Origin of the sequence: Micromonospora sp. NBC_01699, assembly GCF_036250065.1 — a bacterium.
Lineage (GTDB): Bacteria > Actinomycetota > Actinomycetes > Mycobacteriales > Micromonosporaceae > Micromonospora_G.
The window spans coordinates 110,692-136,419 of record NZ_CP109199.1 but is presented as its reverse complement, the minus strand read 5'-3'; the positions used below and the strand labels follow the sequence as shown (position 1 = coordinate 136,419).

The window sequence follows — 25,728 nt, the reverse complement described above, 5'->3', positions numbered from 1 at the left end:
CGTCACACTGTTAGCCGGACCGGAAAACGGGTATGCCGGGCAACCGGATCGGGCTGATCGCCAGCTCAGGATGGCGGTCGGCAGGGCCGCAATCCCTGACGGGCACTTGGCGTACGACGCTCGGGGCGGGGTCGGCGGAGGCCGACGTACGGCGATCGAGGCGGCGGTGGCGCGGCCCGGCGGGGTCCGGTCGGCCGCTCGCCCGACGGTGGCCGGGATCACCCCGCCCGACGGGTGCGAGCAACGCCACTCATGGATCCCTCGACGCCGCGGATCGGCGGCCGGGGCCGGAGCCGCGAGGTCGACCCCCGGACCGGTCCCCGGACCGGGGTCGGCGCTCAGGAGCCGCCGACAGCGGCGGCGGCGCGGCGGTCCGCCCGCCGGCCGGCCCGACGCAGCGGACGCGGGGTGACCGCCCGTTCGACGGCGGCCAAAATCAGCTCGACCAGCACCGCGAGCAGCGCCACCAGCAGGCCGCCGGCCAGGATCTGGCCCCCGCCGACCGCGATGCCGAGCCCGAACCCGGCGCTGATGATCTGCCCGAGCCCACCACCGTTGACAAACGAGGCGAGCGCCGCCGTCGCGACCACCTGCACCGCCGCGGTACGGAACCCGGCGGCGAGGTACGGCACCGCCAGCGGCAGTTCCACCCGTCGCAGCACCTGCCCTCCGGACAGTCCCATCCCCCGGGCGGCGTCCCGCGCCTCCGGGTCGACCTCCCGCACCCCCGTGTACGCGTTCGCCAGCAGCGGTGGCACGGCGAAGACCGCCAGCGCCACGATCACCGGTCGCTGGCCGAAGCCCAGGGCGGTCAGCGGCAGGATGGTCAGCAGCGCGATGGTCGGGATGGCCAGCGTCACGTTCGAGATCAGCAGTACGAAGCCGCCACCCCGGCCGATGTGCCCGAGCCAGAGCCCGATCGGCCAGGCGACCAGGCAGCCGAGCGCGACCGCCGCCGCCGAGATGGTCAGATGCTCGCCCAGCCGGTCCAGGATGCCACCCGGATTGGTCCAGTTCAGCGGGTCGTTGAGCCAGGTCACGGCCTGTTCGAGCGCGTTCATCGGGCCCTCCCCCGGACGATCCACGGTGTCAGCAGCCTGCCGATGGCGGCAAGCATCAGGTCGAGCACCAGGGCCAGGGCCACGCAGAGCACGGTGCCGGTGAAGATCTCGGCCTTGAAGAAGTTGTTCCGGAAGCCGCCGAGGATGAGCTGACCAAGCCCGCCGTGGCCGACCAGCACCCCGACCGTGACCAGCGCCACGGTGGAGACGGTCGCCAACCGTAGCCCGGTGAGGATGCCGGGCAGGGCCAGCGGCAGGTCGATCCGGAGCAGGCGGCCGAACCGGCCGTAACCCATGCCCTCGGCGGCGTCGCGTACCTCGGCCGGCACCTGGTTGAGCCCGGCGAGCGCGTTTCTGATGATCAGCAACAGGGCGTAGAGCACCAGACCGACCAGAACCGTCGTGGTACCGATGCCGAGCACCGGTGCGAGGAAGGCGAACAGCGCGAGTGAGGGGACCGTGTAGAGAATCCCGGACAGTGCGAGAATCGGGCCGGCAAGAGCACGGAACCAGTACGCCGCGACCGCGAGCGGTATCGCTATCAGTGCGGCGAGTAACACCGCCTGCGCGGTCAGACTCGCGTGTTCTCGCAGTGCGGCAAGAATGGTGTCAGAGTTGTCCCGCACGTACTGCCAGGAGAACCACGGATTGCCCGGGGCTTCCCGGTAGGCCAGGTGGAAGGACATAGGTGAACGCTACCCCGGAGGACGATTCCGTGGCGTCGCACCGGAGCCCGCCGGACGGCGGCGCCCGCGTCGGCCCCGCACCGACCCATGGCACGCCGAGCGGTGGCACGCCGAGCGGTGGCACGCCGAGCGCGGCGTCGATCCGGCTGGACGGGGTGCGCAAGGAGTACCCGAACGGGACCGTCGCGGTGAACGCGCTCGACCTGTCGGTGCCGGCCGGCGAGCTGGTGGTGCTGATCGGGCCGTCCGGCTGCGGCAAGTCCACCGTCCTGCGCATGATCAACCGGCTGATCGAGCCGTCCGGCGGGCGGATCCTGCTCAACGACGAGGACGTCACCCGGGTCGACCCGGTCGAACTCCGTCGCCGGATCGGGTACGTGATCCAGAACGTCGGACTCTTTCCACACCAGACGGTGCAGGCCAACGTCGGCACCGTACCTCGGCTGCTCGGCTGGTCCAGGGCCCGGATCCGCAGCCGGTCCGACGAACTGCTCGACCTGGTCGGCCTCGACCCGACCAAGTTCGGCCGGCGCTACCCGCACGAGCTCTCCGGTGGACAGCGGCAACGGGTCGGGGTGGCCCGCGCCCTGGCCGCCGACCCGGTGGTGCTGCTGATGGATGAGCCGTTCTCGGCGGTGGACCCGATCGCCCGGGCCCGGCTCCAGGAGGAGTTTCTCCGGCTCCAGGCGGAGGTGCATAAGACCATCGTGCTGGTCACCCACGACCTGGACGAGGCGGTCCGGCTCGGCGACCGGATCGCCGTACTCTCCCAGGGCGGACGGCTGGAGCAGTACGACCAGCCGGCGACCCTGCTCGGCGAGCCGGCCTCGCCGTTCGTCCGGGAGTTCGTCGGCGCCGACCGGGGCATCCGCCGGCTCGCCGTCACGCCGATCACCCGCGACCTGCTCAGACCGCCGCCGGACGGCCCGCCCGACACCTCGCTGCCCCGGGTGACGCTCGGCTCGTCGCTCTACGACGCCCTCGCCACCCTGCTCGTAACCAACGCCGACGAAACCTGGGTCACCGAGAACAACGAACCCATCGGCCTCCTGACCCGCCACCGCCTCCTGAGCATCGACTACCCCGCCGACCCGGTCACCTGACCACCCCCACCCTCGGGCGGGGCGCTCGTGTGGAGAAAGAGTGGCTGCTCCCGAAGGAATTTCGACTCTTTCGCTACACGAGCGCCCACCGGGGGTGGGGTGGGGTGCGGCGGGGGGGTCAGGGACGGCCGCGGCGGGTGCCCAGGGTGGTGAGGCCGATGATCCAGCCGACGAAGAGGCCGTAGCCGGCTCCCTCGCCGGCTGCGCGGAAGGCGCCGAGCAGGGTGGGGTCGGCCTGGATCAGCGTGGTGAGCAGCGCGGCGAAGGCGCCGGCGAAGACGTACGACGCCCACCCGGCGAAGAGCTGGCTGAGCGTGCCCCGCGCTCGGGCGAGTTGCGAACCGGGCAGCAGATAGAGGAAGAGCGCGGTGAGTACGACGACGAGGATAGCCCGGAGGTCGGCGGCGATGAGGTTCTGCACGGAGTCGTCGGAGTCGAACCGCCAGGCCGGCCAGGAGAGCAGCCGCAGGAACCAGCCGCCGGCCGTGTTCGGATCGGTGTTGTCCCCGGCCCAGTCGACGTACCAGGGGCTGCCGAAGACCAGGACCAGAATGAGCGCGGCCAGCGTGCCCGCACCCGTTGCGGATTTGTAGCGATTGGTGAGAGCCATGGCGCGTTAGTTCCCAACGCGCTCCGGCGGGCAAACCCGAGTCCCGCTCACCTGTTGATGCCCAGGCCGATAACAGGCACCAACGCCACTTAGCCGAGAATCACGCAGCAATAAACAGATGTCCGGAAGACCGGACATCGAATTGAACCCACCATTCGGTGGTGCGCGACGCTCCGGTCAGTGCTTGAGCAGGTAGTCGATGAAGGCGGCCCGCAGCAGTGGTTCGGTGTCGGGCTCCGCGTACCCGTGGCCGGTGAGCTGCCGCCAGAGCGCCACCGCCTCGTCCACCGTCGGGCCGACCGAGTTCGGCGAGCCGTCCAGGACGGTGGCCTCGTCCGCGTTCGGCAGGTGACGCAGCACCGACCAGAAGAAGGCGACGTCGAGTCGCTCCCGGGCCCGGGCGAACGCCCGCTCCCGCAACTCCTCAGTGGACAACGCATCGAGCTGCGCGAAGTCTGATCCGCTCCGGGCACCGGCTGACGATTCGGTCATAGCGCCGAGCCTAACCGGCACCCGTCCGGGCGGCACCCGGAGTACCCGGGTGACCCGCCGAGCGCCTCCGCGCGGGTCAGCGGTCGGAGCCCCAGCGGTCGTTGCCCCACGGGTCCGTACGCCCGGCCGGCGGCTGCTCGGGCAGCACGGAGGACCACTCCGGCCGCTCCGGCGGCTCCTCGCTCCAGTTCGGTGCCGGCGGTGGCGGGCCCGGCGCGACGGGCTCGGGCTGCCACTCCTCCTCCACGTCACCGGCCGACCGGGGCCGCCCGAACGTCTCCACCAGCCGGGTCACGACCAGCCCGACGGCCACCGCAACGGCGGCGGTGGCGGCGAGCGCGATGTCCCAGTTCGCCTGGTTCTCGTACGCGAGGAAGAGGGTCAGCGCGGTCACCGCGAACAGGGTGCCGAAAACCCCACCCCGGCGGCCGTACGCGCTGGTGCCGCCGACCAGCGCGGCGCCGATCGCCAGCCCGGACCACTCCAGCCCGGAGGTCGGCGCCACCCGCCCGGTCCCGTCGGCGGCCAACAGCACGCCGGCCAGGGTCGCCGCGACCATCGAGATGACGATCGACAGCGTGGTGATGGTGGCGGCCACCCCGCCGCGACGGCGGGCCGGGTCGCCAACCGGACGGAACCGGCCGACCGAGCGGCGGACCGCCTTGATCATGCCGAGCAGGCCGCCCAGCAGCGCCAACGCGGCGAAACCGCCGAACAGGTACAGGGCGTGCTGGGTCGGGTCGTAGTCCCCCTGCACGTCGACCGGGCCGGACCGCTGCTGGATGAAGACCAGCACCCCGAGCGCGACCCCCAGGCTGGCCCCCCACGCCGGTACGTGGAAACCCACCACCAGCAGCGCGAGCACCAGACCGGTCGCGACCGCGAACAGCACCGCCGGGAGCATCGCGGCGACGACCCCCCGGTCCCCGTTCTCGGCGAAGTGCAGGGCCGCCGCGACGGCGACCGGGCCGAGGGCGAGGTTCGGCGCCCCGGCGCGCAGGGTCAGGCCGGCGCCCAGGGTGAGGGCACCGATCGCCGCCCCGTCGACCAGCAACCGGTCCAGCGCCGCGCCGCGCAGCAGGTCCGGGTCCGCCCGGTAGAGCGCGTACGCGAGCAGGCCGCCGGCCAGCAGCAGCACGAACTCCCAGCCGAAGTGCACACCCAACCGGTCCCGGCCGGGCTCACCGTGTGCCGGGTCGTCGAAGACGTCGTCGAGTACGGCCGGCGACACGGTCTGCCGGGCCGAGGTCATCGGCTCCGGGGCGGCGGAGAACTCGGCGGTTGTCGACCCCCGCCGGTAGCCACCACCGGAGTAGCTGTCGGGCGGGTATTCGTCGGCCGGGTAACCGGCGGAGTAGCCGACCGGTTGGTAGCCGGACGTCGGGCGGGAAGCGGGATCGTCGGAGTAGTCCTGCTCGCCGTACCACGGGTCGTCGCGGTGCCCCGGTCCGACCGGCTCCGGCCCGGCCGGCTCGTGCCGCCGATAGATCGACTCGTCGTACGCCATGTCGCGCGCCTCCCGCGGTCGTCGTGCCGACCATCCCAGCCCCCGCGACGGTCGCCGGGGCCCGAACCGGTCACAGCGCCGGACCCGACCCGACGGAAAATCGAGTTTCCACCGGTCGCAGGCACGCTACTCGGATCCGGCACCGGCGTCACCCCCTGTACCGGCGACGATTCACGCCGGCCCGCTACGGCTCCCGGTCGGTGTCCTCCCGCTCGTCGTCGGGGCGCTTCGGCACCCGGCAGGCGCGTTCCAGCAGGAGCGCCGCCACGACCAGTCCCAACGACGCGACCAGCCCGGCGGTGGCCGCCGGGATGTCGTTGCCGGCGGCCCTGGTCGGCTCGACCACCAGCCAGGCGTCGACTCCGGCGTAGAACCCGGCGAAGATGGCCGCGGCCATCGAGGACGCCTTGGCCAGTACGACGAAACGCGCCACGGTGAGCGGGTCGACCGGATCCCGACCGGGCCGGCGGTCGATCCGCAGCCGGGTGTCGATCGCCGCGTAACCCTCCAGCACCGCGAGCGCCGCGATGGTCGCCGGCGGCAGCCACGGCAGCGGCGGGATGTCGTTGTAGAACAGGCTGATCAGCAGCCAGGCCAGGGCGGCCGCGGCCAGCGCGGCGACCACCAGGGTGGAAATCCGGGTCGGGCCCATCCGGGGACGCTCGTCCGTCGGCCCGCGCGGCGGGGACTGCCGCTCGGTCATGCCGTCTCCTCGCTCCGCTCGTCGTCATGACCGGCACGTCCGGGCCGACCGGTGACCTCGCTCCGCTCGGTCATGCCCGTCTCCCCCGCACCGCACCAGTTCGCCTGCTCGTCACATCGACTCTAACTGGAGATCCGGTCGGGGGCGCACGTCCAGCACGTCGGTCGCGACCGGTTCGGTATTCATCACGTCGGTCAACCAGCCGTGGCCGGGCAGCTTGCCGTACGGCTGGATGTCGATCCACGGGCGCAACACGAACGCCCGCAGATGCGCCCGTGGGTGCGGCAGGGTCAGTTCCGGATCGTCGCTGTACACCGGCTCGCCGTCCTCGGCCCAGACCCCGATCACGTCCACGTCCAGGCTGCGTGGTCCGTACGGCCGGGCCGGGTCGCGGGTCCGGCCGGCCGCGTCCTCGATCGCGCGGGTCCGGTCGAGCCAGTCCCGTGGCCGGGCCGCCGGGTCCGCCGCGAGCAGGGCGGCATTGAGGTACGCCGGCTGGTCCGGGTCGCCCCACGGCGGCGTCTCGTAGACCCCGGAAACCACCAGCAGTACGTCCTGGAGTGCGGCGACGGCCGAGCGCAGGTGCCCGAGCCGGTCGCCGAGGTTACTGCCGAGCGAGAGCACCACCTGGGTCACCGGTTACCTCCGCCTGGTCAGGGTGACGGCCACGTCCGCGAACTCGTGCGGGATGGGCGCCTGTGGTTTGTGCACGGTCACCGTGGCCGCACCGACCCGCGGGTCGGCCAGGCAGGCGGTGGCGAGCCGCTCGGCGAGCGTCTCGATCAGGTTGACCGGTTCGCCGCCGACGATGGCGACCAGGGCTCCGGCCAGTTCCCCGTAGTGCACGGTGTCGGTCACGTCGTCCGAGCGCGCCGCCGGGGCGAGGTCGAGTTCCAGCACCACGTCGACGACGAAGTCCTGCCCCTGGGCCCGTTCGAAGTCGAACACCCCGTGGTGGCCCCGGGCGCGCAGGCCGGTCAGCTCGATCCGGTCGGTCATCGCGTGGGCTCCGAACCGACCGGTGCGGGTACCGAGCCGACCAGCCGCGGTCGCCCGCTCGCCTGCCAGACGGCCAGCGCGTCGGCGGTGCCGCGTACGTCGTGCACCCGGACGCCCCAGGCGCCGGCGGCCACCGCGAGCACGCTGGTGGCGATGGTGGCCTCCGCGCGCTCGTCGGTCGGGCGCGGGCTGCCGTCCGGGCCGGCCAGCAGCGCACCGAGGTACGACTTGCGGCTGGCGGCGAAGAGCACCGGGTAGCCGAGTTCCAGCAGCTCGGGCAGCCGGGCGGTGAGCTGCCAGTTGTCGGCCGGCCGTTTGGCGAAGCCGAGTCCGGGGTCGATCACGATCCGGTCGGCGGCCACGCCGGCGGCCAGCGCGTCGGCGATCCGCTGATCCAACTCGGTCTTCACGTCGGTCACCACGTCGGTGTAGTTGGCCAGGTCCCGCATCTGCTTGGCGTGCCCGCGCCAGTGCATCAGCACCCAGGGGCAGCCCGCGTCGGCGACGACCTTCGCCATGTCCGGGTCGGCCAGGCCGCCGGAGACGTCGTTGACCACCGTCACGCCCGCGTCCAGCGCCGCCGCCGCCACGCGGGCCCGGTAGGTGTCGATGCTCATCGGTACGCCGTGCGCCGCCAGTTCGCGGATGACGGGCAGTACCCGGGCCGTCTCGGTCTCGGCGTCCACCCGGTCGGCACCGGGCCGGGTCGACTCGCCGCCGACGTCGACCAGCCGGGCGCCGTCCCGGTACATCCGCAACCCGTGCCGTACGGCGGCGTCGAGGTCGGCGTACCGCCCGCCGTCGGAGAACGAGTCGGGGGTGACATTGAGGACCCCCATCACCACCGGCCGCTCCGTACGCAGCAGCTCGTCCGCGCCGTTCGGGTCGGCGCCGCTCGGCGGGGCATGGTCGGGGGCGGCCGGAAGTGCCCGCGAGGGTGGGGCCGGTGGCCGGCCGGGAGCGCCGGCGGGGCCGTGAGCCAACTCAGTCACGGCTAGACGTTACCCACCGGCCCTCGGCGCACCGCGCTCCACCTGGGCAGTGGGTGGTCAACTAGACCGGACAGTCGGGCCGTAACGGTGACACTCCACTTGGCTTGTTCCAAGCAGGCACGGGCCGTACCCTTTGGAATTGCGCCACAGCCGGACGTCGAAGCTTGAGGAGATGGGCCGAAGCGGATCAAAACGCCCAGAAACCGTCACCGCTCGCGGTGATGATCGAGACGGAGGGTCAACCCGGAACCGCACCGCCGACCCCCCTGGTCGGCCGGGTTTGACAAGTGCAGTGCGGCGACTCGGGTCGCCACACCGGGGAGGATTCCGATGATCGCCATGGAGCTGATGGGGACGGCGTGGGCCAGCACCACGCACGTACTCCAGACGGTTTCCACCGTGCTCGCCGCCGAGCCGGCACCCACGGGCATCAACACCGACGGTGTGGTCAGCTTCTTTGCCAGCAAGATCGCGCCCATCCTGCTCGCCGTACTCGGGGTGATCTTCATCAGTCGGGCCAGCCGGGGTGAGATCTCGAAGGTCCTGACCAGTTCGGCGATCGCCATCGTCGGCCTGGCCTTCATCGCCGGTGCCGCCACGCTGTTCTTCGTCGGCGACTACCTGATCAAACTGATCTTCGAGTAGACCGCGGAGCATCCAGATGCGCCTGCGTACCGACGACGACATCTACCGAGCCCGTCTGGTCTATCTCGGGCCGCCCGGCTACACCCTGCCGGTACACCTGCCGTACGCCCAGTACGGGCTGTTCATGCTGCTGGTGCCGCTCTACATCTTCATCCACTGGCTGTTCACCCTGAAGGTCGAACTCTTTCCGGCCTGGGAAATCGCACTCGCGATCGTCACCACGTCCTTCATCTTCCGGCACGTCGACCCGGATCGGCCCGCCCGCATGGTCATCCGCACCGCGCTGACCGACTGGCGACGCACCCGTGAGCCGGCCACGGAGCAGCGCGATCCCCGGCTGATCGCGACCCGGATCCGGATCCGGGAGGACCTGGCATGAGTAGGCAGCGGACGAGCGTAGGGCTCGGGGTGGCGGCCGGACCGGCCGCGTGGAACGAATCGAGGCGGCGCGTGGAGAACTGGTCGAGGACTGTGGCGGGAGCTTTCCGGTCGGGCGAGGCAACGGCATGACCCGCCCCGCGACGCCGGGTTCCGCTCACCCGGCCGACGGTCCGGCCGCCCCCAGAGGTAACGGTACGCGACCGATCAGCTACGCCGAGCCCGATCTTGACGAGGACGAAACCGTCAACGACGCGCTCGTCGCCACCCCCGGAAACGGTGGTGTCGCGGCGTTCCAGGCACCCCAACCGACGCGCGGACGACCGGCCGCACCGGCCATTCCCAGCGCCGCTGCGCCGCCGGCCGACGGACCCGACATCGACTCGCCGTTCCTCGACCTGTTCGGTGGCGCACTGCCGGTCCCGCCGGCGCCCCGCCCGACCCCGCCGCCGGCTGTCCAGTCGTCGGCCGTCGCGCACGCCGGAGCGCCCCAACCACCGATCGCCGGAGCGCCACAGCCGCCGCACGCCGGAGCGCCACAGCCGCCGATCGCCCCGCACCAGGGACCGCCGCCCCGCCCGGCGGGTACCCGGCCCGCACCCGGCCGGCCCGTAGCCGACCAGCCCGAACCGCACCGGACGGCCCCGGAGGCATCCGGCCCGACCAACACCGGATGGGCGGCGCACCCCGCCGAACTGCCGGCCTGGGAACCCGACGAACTGCCCGAGCCCGCCCCGCGGACCCGTACGGCGGAGTCGGCCGTACCCGCGATCGACCCCGCCCGCCGACGGATCGCCGCCGGCCCGCCCACCCAGCGGGCCGCCACCTCGGCCGGCCCGGGTACGCGTCGACGCATCCCCGAGCAGCCGACCAACCCGGTGATCTCCCCCGAGGCGCCACGTCCGCAGACGCCCGACGATCCGTACCGCGACGACCAGTGGGACGCCCGACGGAGTGCCGAGGCACCGGCGGCCCGGACCGCCGCCCACCCGGCCGGCACCGGCACACCCGGACCGGATCGGCCCACCGACACCGGCTTCCGGCAGAGCCGCCCGAACCCCCGCCAGGCCCCGGAACCACGGCAGGCCGAGCAGGAACCACGGGACGGCGACCAGCGCCAGCGGCCGGGCGACGCCGGGTCGCGCCCCGGTCACGAGCGGACCGGTACGGGAGAACGGACCGGCCGGTCGCGGCGCCGCGAATCCGAACCGAAACCCACCCAGGTACGCCCGCCGAAGGTGAAGTTCACCGACCGCGACCCGTCGATCGAACTCGCCATCACCGAGATCGCCGGTCACCTGACCTTCACCCCGAACACGGTGACCGCCTGGTACTGGCTGCCCGAGGTGCGCTGGGCGTTCCGCCCCGACGCCGAACGGGAGGCACTGCTCGCCGCCATCTCCGAGCAGTACGCCGGCCTCGCCGGGTTCCGGCTGCACCTGCGCCGGACCACCCGCCCGTTCCCGGCCGACGAGTGGGCCCGCACGGTCGACGCGCACACCCCGAACCCGCTGGCCGCCGTACCCGGCGCGGCAAGCTGGTCGGACCACCTCGTCGCCGCCCAGCGGCACCTGCTCTCGGTGAACCACGCCGAGGGCCAGACCTACCTCGGGGTCACCTTCGCCCGCCGTTCCCTCGGCAACTCGCTCACCGAACGGATCCTGCGCACCTTCGGCCGTGGCGTGGCCGACGGGGAACGGCGCAAGCTCGGCCGCACCGTCGAACAGTTCGACGAGGTGCTCGGCGCGTTCGGCATGCGCGGCCGGCGGGTCACCGCAACCGAGCTGGAATGGCTGCTCTACCGCTCGGTCGCGCTCTGCATGGCCCCGCCCGGCACCCTGTCCCCGGTCACCAACGGGCAGTGGGAGCGCGGCGACCTGCTGGCCCTGACCGAGCAGGTCGAGCGCTACCGCAGCCCGTACGGCTCCACCGTCAAGCTGGTCAACCGGATGACCGGCGAGGAGCGACACGTCGCAGTGCTCGCCGTCGGCCGGATGGAGCCGCTGGAGATTCCCGAGCGGCACGAGCCGTGGCTGCACTTCCACGAACGGCTGCCGTGGCCGATGGAACTGTCCACCCGGATCGACATCCTTGGATCGGGCGACTCGTTCCGCAACCTCGAACACCGGCTGCGGATGATCCGGTCCCAGCAGCTCGACTACGCCGAGCACGGCATCGACGCCCCACCGGAGCTGGAACGGCTCGCCAAACGTGCCCTGATCATCGGCGACGAGATGACCACCGGCCTGCCGGTCGACTCCGCCCGCGCGCACGGCTGGCACCGGATAGCGGTCGGCGGCCGTACCCGCGAGGAATGCCTCGAACGGGCCCGCCGGCTCATCCAGCTCTACTCCCGGGAACTGCGCATCTCGCTCCAGCACCCGAAGAACCAGGACTGGCTGGCCCGCGAGTTCATCCCCGGCGAACCGATCGCCAACACCGGCTACATCCGACGGATGCCGGTGAACCTGCTGGCCGCCGCCCTACCCCAGGCCGCGTCCACGGTCGGCGACCGCCGGGGCGACCTGATCGGCCGTACGGCGGGAACCTGCCGCCGACCGGTCTTCCTCGACCTGCACTTCCCGATGGAGGTACGCGAACGCTCCGGACTTGCCGTCTTCGTCGCCGAACCCGGTGGCGGCAAGTCGACCCTGCTCGGCGCCCTGGGTTACCTGGCCGCCCGACGCGGAGTGCAGGTTACCCTGCTCGACCCGTCCGGCCCGCTGGCCCGACTGTGTGCAATGCCCGAACTGCGGCCGTACTCGCGGGTGCTGAACCTGACCGGCTCGGAACAGGGCACCCTCGCGCCGTACGCGCTGATCCCCACCCCGCTGCGGTCGGAGTTCCCGACCGGGGCCGGTGGTGACCGGGAGTTCGAGATCGCCCTGTCCAACTCCCGCGCCGAGCGGCGGATGCTGGTGCAGGACATCTGCATGATGCTGGTGCCGCCACAGGTCGCCCGCGAGGCGTCGACCGCCACCCTGCTGCGGCACGCCGTACGCCAGGTGCCGGCCGAGGAGACGTCCACCCTGGATGATGTCGTCGCCTGCCTGGCCACGCTCGACAACGACGAGGGCAAGGAGCTGGCGAACCTCCTGCTCGACACCGCCGAGATGCCGCTGGCGTTGCTCTTCTTCGGCCGCCCGCCGCCCGGTCTGCTTGGCGCCGACGCCGCGCTCACCGTGATCACCATGGCCGGGCTGCGGCTGCCCGACCTGAAGATCGAGCGCGAGTACTGGTCGGCGGAGGAGGCGCTCGCGCTGCCGATGCTGCACACCGCGCACCGGCTCGCGGTCCGCCGCTGCTACGGCGGCTCGATGTCGTCGCGGAAGATGGTCGGGCTGGACGAGGCCCACTTCATGGAGGGCTGGCGCTCCGGCCGGTCGTTCCTGGTCCGGCTCGCCCGGGACTCCCGCAAGTGGAACCTCTCCGCCCTGGTGGCGTCGCAGAATCCGCGCGACATCCTCGGGCTGGACGTACAGAACCTGGTGTCGACCGTGTTCGTGGGCCGGATCGCCGAGGACACCGAGATCGCCTCCGAGGCGCTGCGACTGCTCCGGGTGCCGGTCAACGACGGCTACGAGGCGACCCTCGCCTCGCTGTCCAGCGTGGACGCCGCCTCGGCCGCCCGGCTCGGCTTCCGTGAGTTCGTGATGCGGGACGTCGACGGACGGGTGCAGAAGATACGGGTCGACGTGTCGTACGTCGAGGGCCTGCTCGACCACCTGGACACCACTCCGGCGAGCGCGGCCTCGACCCCGGCCAACCTCCCCATCCCCCTCGCGGACCTGGAGGCTTGACATGGCGCGGGCCGGCGTACGCAGCATCGCGTTCCTCCTCGCCCTCGCCGTACTCGCGGTGGCGACCGTGTCCTGGCCCCTGTTCGGCGCGGCCCCGGCCACGGCCGCGCCGACCGCCGGGCTGCCTACCCGGGCGCCGACCGACCTCTGCACGACGGAGGAATGGCAGGCGGACTTCCGGGCCTGCGTGGACAAGCTCCAGGACGTCACCGGCGCGACCGCCGACTGCCTGGACCCGCCGACCCCGGGCACCCCCGACTCGGGCCTGGCCGGCTGGTTCGCCGCCCGCCCGGACTCCGTGAAGGAACCCGGCGTACGTGGGCTCTACAGCGACTACGGGTACGCGGGATACAGCTACGAGACGTACGACCAGGAGGGCGGCTGTGCCGCTGGCGTCGTCAATCCGGCGAGCCTCGCGCTCACCAAGGTGGCCAGCGGCGAACTGATGGCCGCGACGGCGATCATCGGTGCTTCGAACGCGCTGCGCGAGCGGGCCTGGGATCCGCGCACCATGTGGGACTGGGCGAACCCCCTGGTCGAACAGGCGACGAAGGCGGTCTACGAGAAGGTCTTCAGCGTCTTTGGCATCATCACTCTCTGTATTGTCGGGCTCTATCTGCTGTGGCGGTCCCGGCAGTCCGAGATGAGTCACGCGATGACCACGGCCGCCTGGGCACTGCTGGTGATGGTCGCGGTGACCGCCCTGGCCGCCTGGCCGGTGCAGTCCGCGAACGTGGCCGACAACGCTCTGATCACCACGTTGAGTGTGGTCCATGGCGCGGTCGGCCCGTCGACCAAGGACGTACCGCCCGACGAGTGCGCCGTACCCGACCCGACCTGGTGCGCCGACAACCGTCCCCCGGCGGTACGGGCGAGCGACATCTCGACCGAGACGATGCTCTACCGCAACTGGCTGCGCGGCCTGCTCGGCTCGGCCGATAGCGAGACCGCCAAGAAGTACGGCGAGGCACTGTACGACGCCAAGTCGCTGACCTGGGAGGAAACCGAGCGGCTGCGTGCCAACCCGACCACCCGGGACACCATCTTCGAGGCGAAAAAGAACCAGTGGAACAAGGTCGCCCAGCAGATCAAGGTCGAGGATCCAGAGGCGTACGAGTACCTACAGGGCACCCGGGACATGGAACGGATCGGCGCCGCCTTCATCGCCTTCCTCGCCGCCCTGCTCTTCGCCATGTTCGACCTCACCGCCTCGCTGCTGGTGCTGCTCGGCTTCCTCATCTTCCGGTGGGCGGTGATCGCCGCACCGGTGCTCGGCACGGTCGGCCTGATGCGACCGGCCAGCGCCGGCCTGCGCCGGTTGGCCAACGCGGTGGTCGCGGCGGTGTTCAACATCGCCATCTTCGGCACCGGGGCGGCCATCTACCTCTTTGCCGTCGACCTGATCATGAGCACCGCGACCCTGCCCGGCTGGCTACAGGTTGTCCTCGTCTTCCTGACCGGTGTGGTGGGTTGGCTGCTGCTGCGGCCGTACCGGCGGATCACGCAGCTCGGCGGCAAGACCAGCACCCGTACGGTCGAGGCGGAGCAGTCCTGGCACCGCAGGTTCCTGCGCGACCTGCGTGAGTCGTCCCGGTCGGACCAGTCCGATTCCGGTGGCGACCGGGCGCTGGGCAAACGCCGCGAGGTGGTCGCCGAACAGACCAACCTGCGCCCGGAGGCCAGGCTGGAGGATCCGTCGCACTCCGCGGACACCCGCTCCAACCCGCGTCCGGACGGCCGGGAGGGTACCGACGGATCAACCGGGCCGAGCGAGGACGCGCCGTCGCGGGAGTCGACCGGCGCGCCGCGTCCCCGGCGTAGCCGGGCGGGCGAGTGGACCGACCCGGACGTGCCGACGGAGAAGCCGACCTACGTGCTCTACCGTCCCGATTCCGCCGGGCGGCCGGAGACAACTCCGACCCCGACCACTCCGCGAATCCGGTCCGAAGCGAGGTGAGCCGTGCGGCGCGCGTTTGAAACCCTGGTCACCGGCATCCTGCGATCCCGGCTCGGGATCGCACTGGCCCTGGTGGTGGTGATCCTGGGCGTGATCGGGGCGGCCCGGCTCTTCTCCGGTGTGACCGGCGACGACGCCGGCCTGGCTGGCGCACCGGTCGCACCCATCTCCACCGTCGACCCGACCACCGGCAACGACGGCATCCTCACCACCGAGCCGCCGCCGACGCCCCGGACGAGTCCGGGGGCGGCCGCGCCGGAGGAGATCGCCCGGAAGTTCGCCACCGCCTGGCTCAAGCACGACGGCGTCCCGGCCACGCAGTGGTACAACGCGCTACGACCGTTGTCGACGAGCGGGCTGGCGGATCGACTCAGCGGGGTGGACCCGGCCGGTGTGCCGGCAGAACGGCTCACCGGCGAACTGACGGTCATCACACGCAACGAGGAGTTCGTCGAGGTGACCGTGCCGGTCGACGCCGGCACGTTGCGCCTCGAACTGGTCGCGCCGCAGGGGCGGTGGCTGGTTGACGCGGTGGACTGGGAGCGCGGATGACCACGGTCCGGGGTGAGGGATGAGCGACGAGCATGGTGACCAGGACCCGGATGTCCCCGCTCGGCAGAAACGGCTGCCGGCCCTGGCGGTCGCGCTGACCGCCGCGCTGGCCCTGCTGTGCTGCACCGGGGGGACCGGTGCGTTGCTGCTGTCGGAGTTCATCGGCAGTTCCGACGACCAGTTGGTGACCACCCTCGGCTGTGGTCAGGACAAGCCGATCGAGATCAAGGACGGTCTGCCGATCGTCGACCCGTACGACGCGGCGCAGATGCGCAACGCGGCGGTGATCATCAACGTCGGCGCGCAGATGCGGGTGCCCCCGCGCGGCTGGGTGATCGCGGTGGCCACCGCCATGCAGGAGTCACGGCTGAGCAACCTGCCCCACCTGGGCTCGGACAACGACCACGACTCGATCGGCCTGTTCCAGCAGCGGCCGAGCATGGGCTGGGGTACGCCCACCCAACTGCTGGATCCGGAGTACACATCGCGGAAGTTCTACGAAAAGCTGGTGGGCGTCAGCGGCTGGCAGAAGAAGCGGCTGACCGACGCGGCCCAGCGGGTGCAGCGCAGTGCCTTTCCGGACGCGTACGCCAAGCATGAGGCGATCGCGACCCAGATCGTGAATGCCCTGACCAGGGGTGGAGCCAAGGCCGCCGGACTGCCGGCGGACGGCACCGACCTACAGTGCGCTGCCGGCGCGGACATCGCCGCCTCCGGCTGGACGTTGCCGATTCCCGGCTCGGTCGGCTCGGGCTTCCGTACCGCCGAGCGGCCGGCTCACAACGGGGTGGACATCGGTGCGTCGAAGGGCACCGAGATCCGGTCCGCGGCCAGTGGTCGGGTACTGGTGTCCAAATGCGACCCGGACCGACGCGGGGTGCACAGCTGCGACGTTGACGGCTATCCGGGCAAGGGCGGCTGCGGCTGGTTCGTCGACATCCTGCACGCCAACCAGATCGTCACGCGTTACTGTCACATGGTCAGGAAGCCGCTGGTGAACGTGAACGACATGGTGGAGGCCGGCCAGGTGATCGGGATCGTCGGGTCGAGCGGCAACTCGTCCGGTCCGCACCTGCACTTTGAGGTGCACGTGAAGGCCGACCGGAGCAGTCGGGGCGCGATCAACCCGGTTCCGTTCATGCGGGATCGCGGCGCGTCGCTACAGGGCAAGGGATGAGGCTGGCCGGCATTGGCACGCCGTACGGAGCACGACAGTGACCGGTGACCCCCTTCCGGACCCGTTCGCCGGTCAGCCGGACTGGGCGCCCCGACCGCCCCGCCCGGTGCTACTCACCCCCTCCGGGGAACAGTTCGACCTGCGCGGCCGGCGGGTCCTGGTCGGGCTGCCCGGACTCGGTTGGCGGGCCGACCTGCGGTCCGACGAGCGGGTGGTGCAGGGCAGCCGGACGTACGTGCCGGTGATCCCCGAGCAGGAGTGGTACCGGGCCGAGGCCGAGCAAATCGAGGTTTTCGCGCCGCTGGTGCCGGCAGACCGGGTCTGGGTGGAGACGCTGGGCGAGGCCGCGGGGCCGGATCTCGGCGTACGCATGCCAGCCGGTGACGTGCTGTCCCGGCTGGTGTCGCTCGATCGGCCGGCGCACCGTCCCCCGCTGCCGGTGGTCGAGGCGGACTCGGTTGCCGGCCGCCGGGTCGTGCACGTGGCGGACACGGTCGAGCGGCGCGACCTGCGCGCGGTGACCGAGGTCTACACCAGCACCGACGGCGACATCTGCGTACGGGTGACGCCGGAGTTGGACTGGTACCGCTGGGGGTGGAGCGGGCAGCCGCCGACCACCCTGGAGATTCCGGTGCACCTGCTCTGGATCGAGTGACCGGAGGCCGTGGGGGCGGGAGTCACTTGACCTGTGTGGCTTCGCAGACCCGCCATTTGTCGTCCCGCTCGGTGACGAAGCGCCAGGACTGCCGTCCGCTCTGGGTCAGGTTGTTGATCCTGGTTGAGATGGTCAGGTCAACCAGGACTTCGGCGGTGTCGCCCCGCTCGGCGACGTCTAGTTTGCCCCAGCTCACCCGGAAGGTGTTCTGGAACCGCTGCTCGCGCGCGGCCAGGTCAGCGCGCAATGCCGCCAATTCCGCCATTTTGGACGTATCGCCACAAGCGAGCTCCTTGGCCCGTACGTCGTTGCGGTCGGCCATGTACGCCTGTAGGTAGTTGTTCACCGTGATGTCCGGCGCGCTCTGGTCGGGTGCGGTGTAGCGGTCGTAGGCGACGTACCCGATCACCGCACCGGCCGAGCCGAGCACCGCGAGCGTCCCGGCGATCACGGCCAGCACCAGTCGCCACCGCCGCCGCTTCCGTACGGGTGGAGTCACGACCGGATCAGGAGCGTCCTGACCCGGCCTGGTGCGCTGCGCCGGTACCCGCGACACCTGGGAACCGGCGGGGGGTTGCACTGATTCCACACCCCGAGGCTATCGGTTGCCGAGTCTCCACCCAATGGGTGAGAAGCACAGCTTGATAACTCAATGGCAGCAAAACATGACGATATGCAGTTGATGCGACAAGCTCCCCATCGGAGCGCCGCCGTACGTCCGCGAAGATCGGCTCCGGCTGGGATAACGTCTGCATCCAGAAGAGGTACCCGCCCCGGGTGACCCGCCACGAGTGAGAGGTGGAGGGGGTGACCCAACTGAAGACGCGGACCAACCAGGCTGCCGCGCTGCACCGGCAGGCAGCGGCCGCCGCCGTGGCCGCCGCGACCACCCTGGACGCGACCCAGCCTGCCCCCGCCGACCAGCGCGAACAGCACGAACTCGCCGAACGTCTGCGGGCCGCCGCAGCCGCCCTGGTGCCCGGCTGGCTGGGCGCGCCGCTGGCCGCGCAGGCGGCGGACACGCCGCTCGGCGGCCCCGAGCTGCCCGAGTTCGTCCGGATCGGCACGGCGCAGCCGCTCGACGACGCCCGGTTCCCCGCGGTGGTGCCGCTGCTCGGCACCGGCCACCTGACCATCGACGCCGACACCCGGGACCCTCGGGTCGCCGGCCTGGTCCGGGCGGTGCTGCTCCGGTTGCTCGCCGCCGCACCCGCCGGCTCGCTGCTCGTACGGGCGGTCGACGCGGCCACCGCCGGGCAGGTGTTCGCCCCGTTCGCGCCGCTGGCCGACGCGGGACTGATGCCACCTCCGGCAACCGACCGGACCGGGCTGCGTGCCGTCCTGGCCGAGGCCGAGCAGTGGGTACGACCGACCCGCCCGAGCAGCGCCCGACACCACCGCCACGAGCGCACCCTGCTGCTGGTGATCGCCTCGCTGCCCGAGCTGACCGAGGCGGCCGACCTGGTACGCATCTCAGCCCTGGCCCAGCACGGTCCGACCGCCGGGCTGCACCTGGTCATCGCCGGCTGGCCCCCGCCACCACTGACGGCGGAGACCACCCAGCCGCCCCTGCCGGACAGCACGATGATCGCGTTGCGCAACCCGTACGCCCTGGTCGGCGATCCGCCCGGTAGCTCGTTCGGCAATCCGGGCCCGCATCTGCCGTCCACCGGCCTCAACTCCCCGGTCTTCCTGGACGAGGATCCGCCGGCCCAACTGTTCCACCGGGTCTGCCGGGAGCTGACCGAACGGGTCAACGCCAACTCGCGCCCCCGGCTGGCGGAGTTGCTGCCGGACGGGGCGGACACACTGTGGGAGTCCGACCCGACCGAGGGGCTGGTGACCACGGTGGGCCGGGACGGTGAGATTCCGGTGACGGTACGGTTCAACGACCTCACCCCGCACTGGCTGGTCAGCGGCCGCCCCGGCGCCGGGAAGTCGGCGTTCATGGTCAACGTCCTCTACGGCCTGTGCGCCCGGTACTCCCCGGGCGACCTCGGGCTGTACCTGGTCGACTTCGCCGACGGTGGGTCGTTCGAGGAACTCCTGCCGGCCGGTTCCGACTCGTCGTGGCTGCCGCACCTCCGAGTGGTCGGGACAAGGTCTGATCGGGCGTACGGGCTGGGTGTGCTCGGTGAACTCGACGCGGAGGTGAGCCGGCGCGCCGCCCTGGCCGAGGCGGCCGGGGTCACCCGCTTCGCCGACCTGCGCGCCCGGCACCCGATGCCCCGGATCCTCTGCCTCCTGGACAGCTTCCGCCTCCTGCTCGACACCGACACCGACACCGGCAGCAGCGCCGACGGCACCGGCGCCGGTCCGGCCGTACGGGATCCGGATCCGCTCGCCGTCGAGGCGCTGAGCCTGCTGGACTCGCTGGCCCGGCGCAGCCGCCCGTACGGCGTCCATCTGGTCCTGGTCAACCGGGCAGTCCCCGACGCCGGGTACGGCCAGCGTGACTCCGTCTACGGCCAGTTCCCGGTCCGGATCGCGCTGCCCGGAGGCGGTGAGGTGCTGGAGCCGACCAACGACGCGGCGGCCGGCCTGCCGCTGGGCAGTGCGGTGGTCAACACCGCCGGTGGCCTGGGCGGGCCGCGCGGCGCGACCAGGGGGCACGAGCGGGTGGTCCAGTTTCCCGATCCGCAGGCCGACCCGCTCGCGCTCGATACGTTGCGCCACCGGCTCTGGCAGGCCCGCCCGGCGCACGCCGTACCGCCGGTGGTGTTCGCCGGTCACGCCAAACAGCCGTCGGACGACGAGCAGCCGTCGGACCACGAGCATGGTGACCCGAGCGGGGTGGTCCGGTGAGCGCCTGGGACGACTACCTGGCCGCTGCCCAGCGCCTCGACGCGGTCCGCCGGGGCGCGGCGACGGCCGCCGGGGAGCAGGCGGAGGCGGTCCAGGACGCCCGCGAGGAACTGACGGCGGTACGGGCCCGGCTGGTTCCGCAACAGGCCCGGTTGCGGGCGTTGGGCGTACCGGAGCCCGAACTGGTGCCGGCGGCGGCCGAGGTGGCCGCGGCGGGCCGGGCGATGGCGGCCGGTCCGGCGGCGGTGCTGGCCGGGCTGCGTCAGGCCCGGGGTACGGCGGACGTCGCCGACGTCATGGTCGCCGCGACCCGGCTGCCGCCGTCGACGGGCGGGCAGAGCCACCGCCGGCGGACCTGGGTGCACGGGCTGGTGGTCTACGGCCCGTTCGCGGTGGCGGTCGTGGTGTTGCTGAGCTGTCTGGGGGTTGGGGCGTTCGCCCTGTTCGGCGCCGGGTAGGTCGCCCGGTCAGGAATGCATGATCAGTGCCATCGCCTCGGCGCGCGACTTCGAGTCGTCCTGGAGCAGACCCCGGACCGCCGAGGTGATGGTCTTGGCACCGGACTTCTGGATGCCGCGCATCGCCATGCACATGTGTTCGCATTCGAGCACCACGACCACACCGCGCGGTTGCAGCCGCTCGGTGAGCAGGTCGGCGATCTGCGTGGTCAACCGTTCCTGCACCTGCGGGCGCCGGGCGAAGACCTCGACCAGCCGGGCCAGCTTGGACAGCCCGGTGATCCGGCCGCTGGAACCGGGGATGTAGCCGATGTGGGCGAGGCCGCGGAACGGCAGCAGGTGGTGCTCGCAGAGGCTCATCACGTCGATGTCGCGGACCAGCACCAGCTCGCTGTGGTTGGCCTCGAACGTGGTGCGGAGCACCTGGGCCGGGTCGACCCGCAGCCCGGCGAAGAGTTCGGCGTACGCCCGTGCGACCCGGGCGGGGGTCTTCACCAGTCCGTCCCGGTCCGGGTCCTCGCCGACGGCGATGAGAATCTCGCGTACGGCTTTTTCGATCCGGGCCAGGTCGACCGCCTGCTCCACCGGGGTTCCGGTCAGCTTGCCGTCGACCAGCCGGGCGGCGAGGTAATCGAGGGTGTCGTCGCCATCGGGCTCGGTGGACGAGGCATCGTTCACCTCGTCCACCGGGCCGGCGATGTCAGTGCTCAGTGTGGGCCGTCCGAGTTCGGCGGGGGCGTCGTTCCGCCGCCACCGCCCACGGTCGCCTCGGCGCCGTCCGCCTCGGCCTGTGCCTTGAGCTTGTCCTTCTCGGCCGGGGTCAGCACCGGCGGCTCGGTCGAGGGCTGCCGCTTGCCGAACCCGTTGTACGGGGCCAACGGCGGGCGCTTGACCACGCGGGCGCAGATCCGGGCCATGTCGGCGGTGGAGAGGGTTTCCTTCTCCATCAGCTCAAGCACGAGGTTGTCCAGGACATCCCGGTACTCGACCAGGATCTCCCAGGCCTCGTCGTGCGCAAGCTCGACCAGGGCCCGCATCTCGCCGTCGATCTCGGCGGCGACCGAATCGGAGTAGTCCCGCTCGTGGCCCATGTTGCGGCCGAGGAACGGTTCGTCACCGGTGGTGCCGTACTTGATCGCTCCGAGCTTGGAGCTCATGCCGTACTGCGTGATCATCGCGCGGGCCAGTGCGGTGGCCTTCTCGATGTCGTTGCCGGCACCCGTGGTCGGCTCGTGGAACACCAGTTCCTCGGCCGCCCGACCGCCGAGCGCGTACGCCAGCGTGTCGACCATCTCGGCCCGGGTCTGGGTGTACTTGTCCTCGGTCGGCAGTACCAGGGTGTGGCCGAGCGAGCGTCCCCGGGACAGGATCGTCACCTTGTGCACCGGCGCCGAGTGCGGCAGCGCCCAGGCGACCAGCGCGTGCCCACCCTCGTGGTACGCGGTGATCTTCTTTTCCTGGTCGCTCATCACCCGGGTCCGCCGTTGCGGGCCGGCGATGACCCGGTCGATCGACTCTTCGAGCTGGTCATTGCTGATCGCGCGCAGGTTGCCCCGGGCGGTCAGCAGGGCCGACTCGTTGATGACGTTGGCCAGGTCGGCACCGGTGAAGCCGGGGGTACGCCGGGCGACCGCGTCGAGGTCGACGTCGGGCGAGAACGGCTTGCCCTTGGCGTGCACCCGCAGGATGGCCTTGCGGCCCTCCATGTCCGGGGTGTCGACCGCGATCTGCCGGTCGAACCGGCCGGGCCGCAGCAGTGCCGGGTCGAGGATGTCCGGCCGGTTGGTCGCGGCGATCAGGATCACGCCGCCCTTGGTGTCGAAGCCGTCCATCTCGACCAGGAGCTGGTTGAGGGTCTGCTCACGTTCGTCGTGGCCACCGCCCATGCCGGCGCCACGGTGCCGGCCGACGGCGTCGATCTCGTCCACGAAGACGATCGCCGGTGCGTTCGACTTGGCCTGTTCGAACAGGTCACGCACGCGGCTCGCGCCGACGCCGACGAACATCTCGACGAAGTCGGAACCGGAGATCGAGTAGAACGGCACTCCCGCCTCACCGGCGACCGCCCGGGCGAGCAGCGTCTTACCGGTACCGGGCGGGCCGAAGAGGAGTACGCCCTTGGGGATCTTGGCGCCGAGCGCCTGGTATTTCGCCGGGTTCTGCAAGAAGTCCTTGATCTCGTGCAGTTCCTCGACAGCTTCTTCGGAGCCGGCGACATCGGCGAAGGTGGTCTTCGGCGTGTCCTTGGTGATCACCTTCGCCTTGGACTTGCCGAAGTTGAGCACCCGGGAACCGCCGCCCTGCATCTGCGACATGAACAGCAGCAGCAGGATGACCAGTACGGCGATGGGCAGCAGGTTGACCAGCAGCGTGAGGAAGACGTTGTCGCTGGAGACCTTGACGTCGGCCGGACCGGTGATCCGGTTCGCCGCCTTGGCCGCGAGCACGTCGTTCCACACCTCGTCGCCGACCTCGGCCGGGAACTGGGCCTGGATCCGGTCGGTTTCGGTGTCGCCGAACTTGGCCTTGTTGGCCAGGTCGAGCTGGAGCGTCTGCTCCTTGTCCTGGAAGACCGCCTTCTTGATACTGGCCGTGTGGAGCTGATCAAGGGCGACTGAGGTGTCGACCTTGTGGTAGCTCGGGCCGCCGGTGAAGAACGAGCTGAGCGCGATCGCACCGATGATCACCAGGATGATCCAGACCACCGGGCGGCGGAAGAAACGCGTACGTTCCATACTGTTGTCGAGCGCCGCGGCGCCCGGACCCTCCTGATCGACGTCCTGACCGTCTGGCTTGGCTTGTCGCCGCGGGTAGCGGCGGCCGGGGCCGCCTTGCGGGCCGGCCTCGACCTCGACGCGAATATCTCGCCGAGGTGATTCGACGGTACACCGTGACCGCGAGGAGTGAGCTTGCGAGCCCCGCAGTCGCGATCCGGTGCCGCTCCGTGAGCGCTGGAGGAAACCCTCCGGGGACGCCCGCGGTTCGCCCGTCGTGCCAGCGTGACGGCGGATTCGCGCCCGGTTCCCGACCTGTACGGTCAAACAGGGCGGAAAGACCCGGCGCGGAAATACGTCCGCGCCACCACCGCATACCGTAGCTGGTGATCCTGAGAGCGCGCTGTACGTCTGCTCGATATTTCCTAACGCCAATGCCACCGACGTTCCGCTCCGGCGGCCCGCCAGCGGGCGAACCGGGCCCGATCAGGCGGGTGCGGGCCGGCTCAGGCGCGGGCGTAGACCTCCGGCTTGAGCACCCCGACGAAGGGCAGCTCCCGGTAGCGCTCGCCGAAGTCGAGCCCGTACCCGACGACGAACTCGCTCGGGATGTCGAAGCCGACGTACTTGACCGGGACGGTGACCTTGATCGCGTCCGGCTTGCGGAAGAGGGCGACCACCTCGACGCTCGCCGCCGACCGGGACTCCAGGTAGCGCAGCAGCCAGGAGAGGGTCAGACCGGAGTCGACGATGTCCTCGACCACCATGACGTGCCGGCCGGCGATGTCCCGGTCCAGGTCCTTGAGGATGCGCACCACGCCCGAGGAACTGGTGCCCTGCCCGTACGAGGAGACGGCCATGAACTCCAGCTCGGCCGAGGGGCCGTGCTTGCCGAGGGCCCGCGCGAAGTCGGCCATGAACATGACCGCACCCTTCAGTACGCAGACCAGCAGCAGCCCGTCGGTGACCGAGGCGTAGTCGGCCGCGATCTGCTTGGCCAGTTCCTCGGTCTTCTCGCGGATCTGCTCCTCGGTGATGATCACGTGGTCGATGTCGGCGTCGTACCAGGAGCCGTCAGCCATGCACCTAGCCTGCCGTACGCCGGTGACGGCTTGTCGCCGGGGCGGTCAGTTCGTGACGTGACCACCCCGGCGGGGTGCCGGAACATCAGACAGACCGGTCAGCAGGGGCCGGAACGGGGATCGGGGCGGCTGTCGAACGACGCCCGACCGGTGCACTCGCGGCTGTCGGCGGTCAGCCCGAACACCGATGTGAGAGCGAGGAACAGCAGGAAGAGCAGGATGAAGAGTTCCATGGCGGCGTGGACCTTCCGAGAGTCTCTGCGGTTTCGCCGCCGGTGCGCACCGGACGTCTCATTCAGTTTCCGCCGAACGCGAACACCCGGACAGTGGCAGGATTGCCACACAGGCTCGATTTCCTGCCACCAGCCGGGTTACCCTCGCCACATGCTGAGCAAAGTCGCGGTGATCGCCCTCGACCCGGTGGCCGCGTTCGAACTGGGCGTGCTCTGCGAGGTGTTCGGCACCGACCGGACCGCGGACGGCTTCCCCGGCTACCGCTTCGATGTCTGCTCCGTCGACGGCAAGCCGGTGCGCAGCCGCTCCGGCTTCGACGTGGTGCCACACGCCGACCTCACCCCGACCGAGGACGCCGACCTGGTCGCCGTGCCGGCGTACGGGGACAGCGCGCCGTTTCCGGAACCCGTACTCGACGCGCTGCGGCGAGCCCACGCACGCGGGGCGTACGTGCTCAGCGTCTGCTCCGGCGCGTTCGTGCTCGGCGCCGCCGGGCTGCTCGACGGGCGCGAGTGCACCACCCACTGGAAGTACGGCGACCAGCTCGCGCGGCGCCACCCGCTGGCCCGGGTCCGCTGCGACGAGCTCTACGTCCAGGACGGCAACCTGCTCACCGGCGCCGGCACCGCCGCCGGCATCGACGCCTGCCTGCACCTGGTACGCCAGGAGCACGGCTCCGCCATCGCCACCAAGCTCGCCCGACGGATGGTGGTTCCCCCGCACCGCGACGGCGGCCAGTCCCAGTACATCGAGGCACCGATCCCGCGTACGCCGGACGCACCCACCCTCGAACCGGTGCTCGGCTGGCTGGTGAGCCACCTCGACCAGAACCTGACCATCGACGAGCTGGCCGCCCGGTCGCACATGGCCCCGCGTACGTTCGCCCGGCGGTTCCGGGCCGAGACCGGAACCACCCCGCACGACTGGCTCACCAACCAGCGGATCCTGCTCGCCCGGCGGCTGCTGGAGGAGACCGAACTCGGCGTCGAGGCGGTGGCGACCCGGGCCGGCTTCGGTGACCCGGCGACCCTGCGCCACCACTTCACCCGCCGGGTCGGCACCACCCCGCACGCCTACCGCACCATATTCCGGGAACGGGTGTAGGAGCGTTCCCGGAA

The 25,728-nt window shown here is 71.3% G+C and carries 23 protein-coding genes and 2 pseudogenes; 11 read left to right on the top strand and 14 right to left on the bottom strand.

Annotation, left to right across the window (positions count from 1 at the left end; translation table 11 throughout):
• Positions 1–338: 338 nt before the first annotated feature.
• A complete protein-coding gene (locus OG792_RS00615; protein ID WP_329106300.1) occupies positions 339–1,061 on the bottom strand; it encodes an ABC transporter permease in 723 nt (240 codons plus the stop codon).
• Positions 1,058–1,747, bottom strand: coding sequence for an ABC transporter permease (locus OG792_RS00610; protein ID WP_329106299.1), 690 nt, complete (start codon positions 1,745–1,747; stop codon positions 1,058–1,060). The genes OG792_RS00615 and OG792_RS00610 overlap by 4 nt, the downstream gene beginning before the upstream one ends.
• A 140-nt stretch (positions 1,748–1,887) precedes the next feature.
• On the opposite strand from OG792_RS00610, the gene OG792_RS00605 reads away from it, so the two are divergent.
• Positions 1,888–2,850: an ABC transporter ATP-binding protein gene (locus tag OG792_RS00605; protein ID WP_329111028.1), complete on the top strand. Its 963-nt coding sequence runs from the start codon at positions 1,888–1,890 to the stop codon at positions 2,848–2,850.
• Positions 2,851–2,968: 118 nt separating this feature from the next.
• Here OG792_RS00605 and OG792_RS00600 read toward each other — a convergent pair whose 3' ends face one another.
• From OG792_RS00600 to folP, 7 genes are all read right to left on the bottom strand, one after another.
• Positions 2,969–3,460, bottom strand: a complete 492-nt coding sequence (locus OG792_RS00600) for a hypothetical protein (RefSeq protein ID WP_329106297.1) — start codon at positions 3,458–3,460, stop codon at positions 2,969–2,971.
• Positions 3,461–3,637: 177 nt separating this feature from the next.
• On the bottom strand, positions 3,638–3,952 hold the full coding sequence (locus OG792_RS00595; protein WP_329106295.1) for a hypothetical protein: 315 nt from the start codon (positions 3,950–3,952) through the stop codon (positions 3,638–3,640).
• 76 nt (positions 3,953–4,028) lie between these two features.
• Positions 4,029–5,204 carry an ABC transporter permease gene (locus OG792_RS00590; RefSeq protein ID WP_442932433.1) on the bottom strand — a complete coding sequence of 392 codons (1,176 nt, stop codon included), beginning with the start codon at positions 5,202–5,204 and terminating at the stop codon, positions 4,029–4,031.
• A gap of 439 nt (positions 5,205–5,643) precedes the next feature.
• The gene (locus OG792_RS00585) at positions 5,644–6,162 is read right to left on the bottom strand and encodes a DUF3180 domain-containing protein (protein WP_329106291.1); all 519 of its coding nucleotides are present in this window, start codon (positions 6,160–6,162) and stop codon (positions 5,644–5,646) included.
• 111 nt (positions 6,163–6,273) lie between these two features.
• Positions 6,274–6,798 (bottom strand): 2-amino-4-hydroxy-6-hydroxymethyldihydropteridine diphosphokinase, encoded by a 525-nt coding sequence (folK, locus tag OG792_RS00580; RefSeq protein WP_329106290.1) that lies wholly within the window; start codon positions 6,796–6,798, stop codon positions 6,274–6,276.
• A gap of 3 nt (positions 6,799–6,801) precedes the next feature.
• On the bottom strand, positions 6,802–7,161 hold the full coding sequence (gene folB / locus OG792_RS00575) for a dihydroneopterin aldolase (protein WP_329106288.1): 360 nt from the start codon (positions 7,159–7,161) through the stop codon (positions 6,802–6,804).
• Positions 7,158–8,000: a dihydropteroate synthase gene (folP, locus tag OG792_RS00570; protein WP_329111026.1), complete on the bottom strand. Its 843-nt coding sequence runs from the start codon at positions 7,998–8,000 to the stop codon at positions 7,158–7,160. The genes folB and folP overlap by 4 nt, the downstream gene beginning before the upstream one ends.
• A 483-nt stretch (positions 8,001–8,483) precedes the next feature.
• Here folP and OG792_RS00565 point away from each other — a divergent pair, with 483 nt between their 5' ends.
• Genes OG792_RS00565 through OG792_RS00535 form a run of 7 tightly spaced genes read left to right on the top strand, consistent with a single transcriptional unit; the run spans position 8,484 to position 17,317 of the window.
• Positions 8,484–8,798, top strand: coding sequence for a hypothetical protein (locus OG792_RS00565; RefSeq protein WP_329106285.1), 315 nt, complete (start codon positions 8,484–8,486; stop codon positions 8,796–8,798).
• 16 nt (positions 8,799–8,814) lie between these two features.
• Positions 8,815–9,177 (top strand): hypothetical protein, encoded by a 363-nt coding sequence (locus OG792_RS00560; RefSeq protein ID WP_329106283.1) that lies wholly within the window; start codon positions 8,815–8,817, stop codon positions 9,175–9,177.
• Between the two features lie 49 nt (positions 9,178–9,226).
• Complete coding sequence (locus OG792_RS00555; protein WP_442932352.1) at positions 9,227–12,976, top strand: ATP-binding protein; 3,750 nt, start codon at positions 9,227–9,229, stop codon at positions 12,974–12,976.
• 1 nt (position 12,977) lies between these two features.
• Complete coding sequence (locus OG792_RS00550; protein WP_329106281.1) at positions 12,978–14,933, top strand: MFS transporter; 1,956 nt, start codon at positions 12,978–12,980, stop codon at positions 14,931–14,933.
• Between the two features lie 3 nt (positions 14,934–14,936).
• Positions 14,937–15,485, top strand: coding sequence for a hypothetical protein (locus tag OG792_RS00545; RefSeq protein ID WP_329106280.1), 549 nt, complete (start codon positions 14,937–14,939; stop codon positions 15,483–15,485).
• Positions 15,486–15,504: 19 nt separating this feature from the next.
• Positions 15,505–16,662 carry a M23 family metallopeptidase gene (locus tag OG792_RS00540; RefSeq protein WP_329106279.1) on the top strand — a complete coding sequence of 386 codons (1,158 nt, stop codon included), beginning with the start codon at positions 15,505–15,507 and terminating at the stop codon, positions 16,660–16,662.
• 37 nt (positions 16,663–16,699) lie between these two features.
• Positions 16,700–17,317: a hypothetical protein gene (locus OG792_RS00535; protein ID WP_329106277.1), complete on the top strand. Its 618-nt coding sequence runs from the start codon at positions 16,700–16,702 to the stop codon at positions 17,315–17,317.
• 22 nt (positions 17,318–17,339) lie between these two features.
• Here the strand turns inward: OG792_RS00535 and OG792_RS00530 are convergent, their stop codons facing one another.
• Positions 17,340–17,816 carry an Rv0361 family membrane protein gene (locus OG792_RS00530; protein ID WP_329106275.1) on the bottom strand — a complete coding sequence of 159 codons (477 nt, stop codon included), beginning with the start codon at positions 17,814–17,816 and terminating at the stop codon, positions 17,340–17,342.
• Positions 17,817–18,115: 299 nt separating this feature from the next.
• On the opposite strand from OG792_RS00530, the pseudogene OG792_RS00525 reads away from it, so the two are divergent.
• A pseudogene (locus OG792_RS00525) lies at positions 18,116–20,056 on the top strand (FtsK/SpoIIIE domain-containing protein); the annotation flags it as partial.
• A gap of 62 nt (positions 20,057–20,118) precedes the next feature.
• A pseudogene (locus OG792_RS00520) lies at positions 20,119–20,422 on the top strand (hypothetical protein); the annotation flags it as partial.
• A 167-nt stretch (positions 20,423–20,589) separates the two neighbouring features.
• Here the strand turns inward: OG792_RS00520 and folE are convergent.
• From folE to OG792_RS00500, 4 genes are all read right to left on the bottom strand, one after another.
• Positions 20,590–21,258, bottom strand: coding sequence for a GTP cyclohydrolase I FolE (gene folE, locus OG792_RS00515; protein ID WP_329106270.1), 669 nt, complete (start codon positions 21,256–21,258; stop codon positions 20,590–20,592).
• 29 nt (positions 21,259–21,287) lie between these two features.
• Positions 21,288–23,315 (bottom strand): ATP-dependent zinc metalloprotease FtsH, encoded by a 2,028-nt coding sequence (gene ftsH, locus OG792_RS00510; RefSeq protein ID WP_329106268.1) that lies wholly within the window; start codon positions 23,313–23,315, stop codon positions 21,288–21,290.
• A gap of 485 nt (positions 23,316–23,800) precedes the next feature.
• Positions 23,801–24,376: a hypoxanthine phosphoribosyltransferase gene (gene hpt, locus OG792_RS00505; RefSeq protein ID WP_329106266.1), complete on the bottom strand. Its 576-nt coding sequence runs from the start codon at positions 24,374–24,376 to the stop codon at positions 23,801–23,803.
• A 98-nt stretch (positions 24,377–24,474) separates the two neighbouring features.
• Positions 24,475–24,609 carry a hypothetical protein gene (locus OG792_RS00500; RefSeq protein WP_329106265.1) on the bottom strand — a complete coding sequence of 45 codons (135 nt, stop codon included), beginning with the start codon at positions 24,607–24,609 and terminating at the stop codon, positions 24,475–24,477.
• A gap of 151 nt (positions 24,610–24,760) precedes the next feature.
• Between OG792_RS00500 and OG792_RS00495 the strand changes: the two genes are divergently transcribed.
• Complete coding sequence (locus tag OG792_RS00495; RefSeq protein ID WP_329106263.1) at positions 24,761–25,714, top strand: GlxA family transcriptional regulator; 954 nt, start codon at positions 24,761–24,763, stop codon at positions 25,712–25,714.
• The last annotated feature ends 14 nt before the right edge of the window (positions 25,715–25,728 follow it).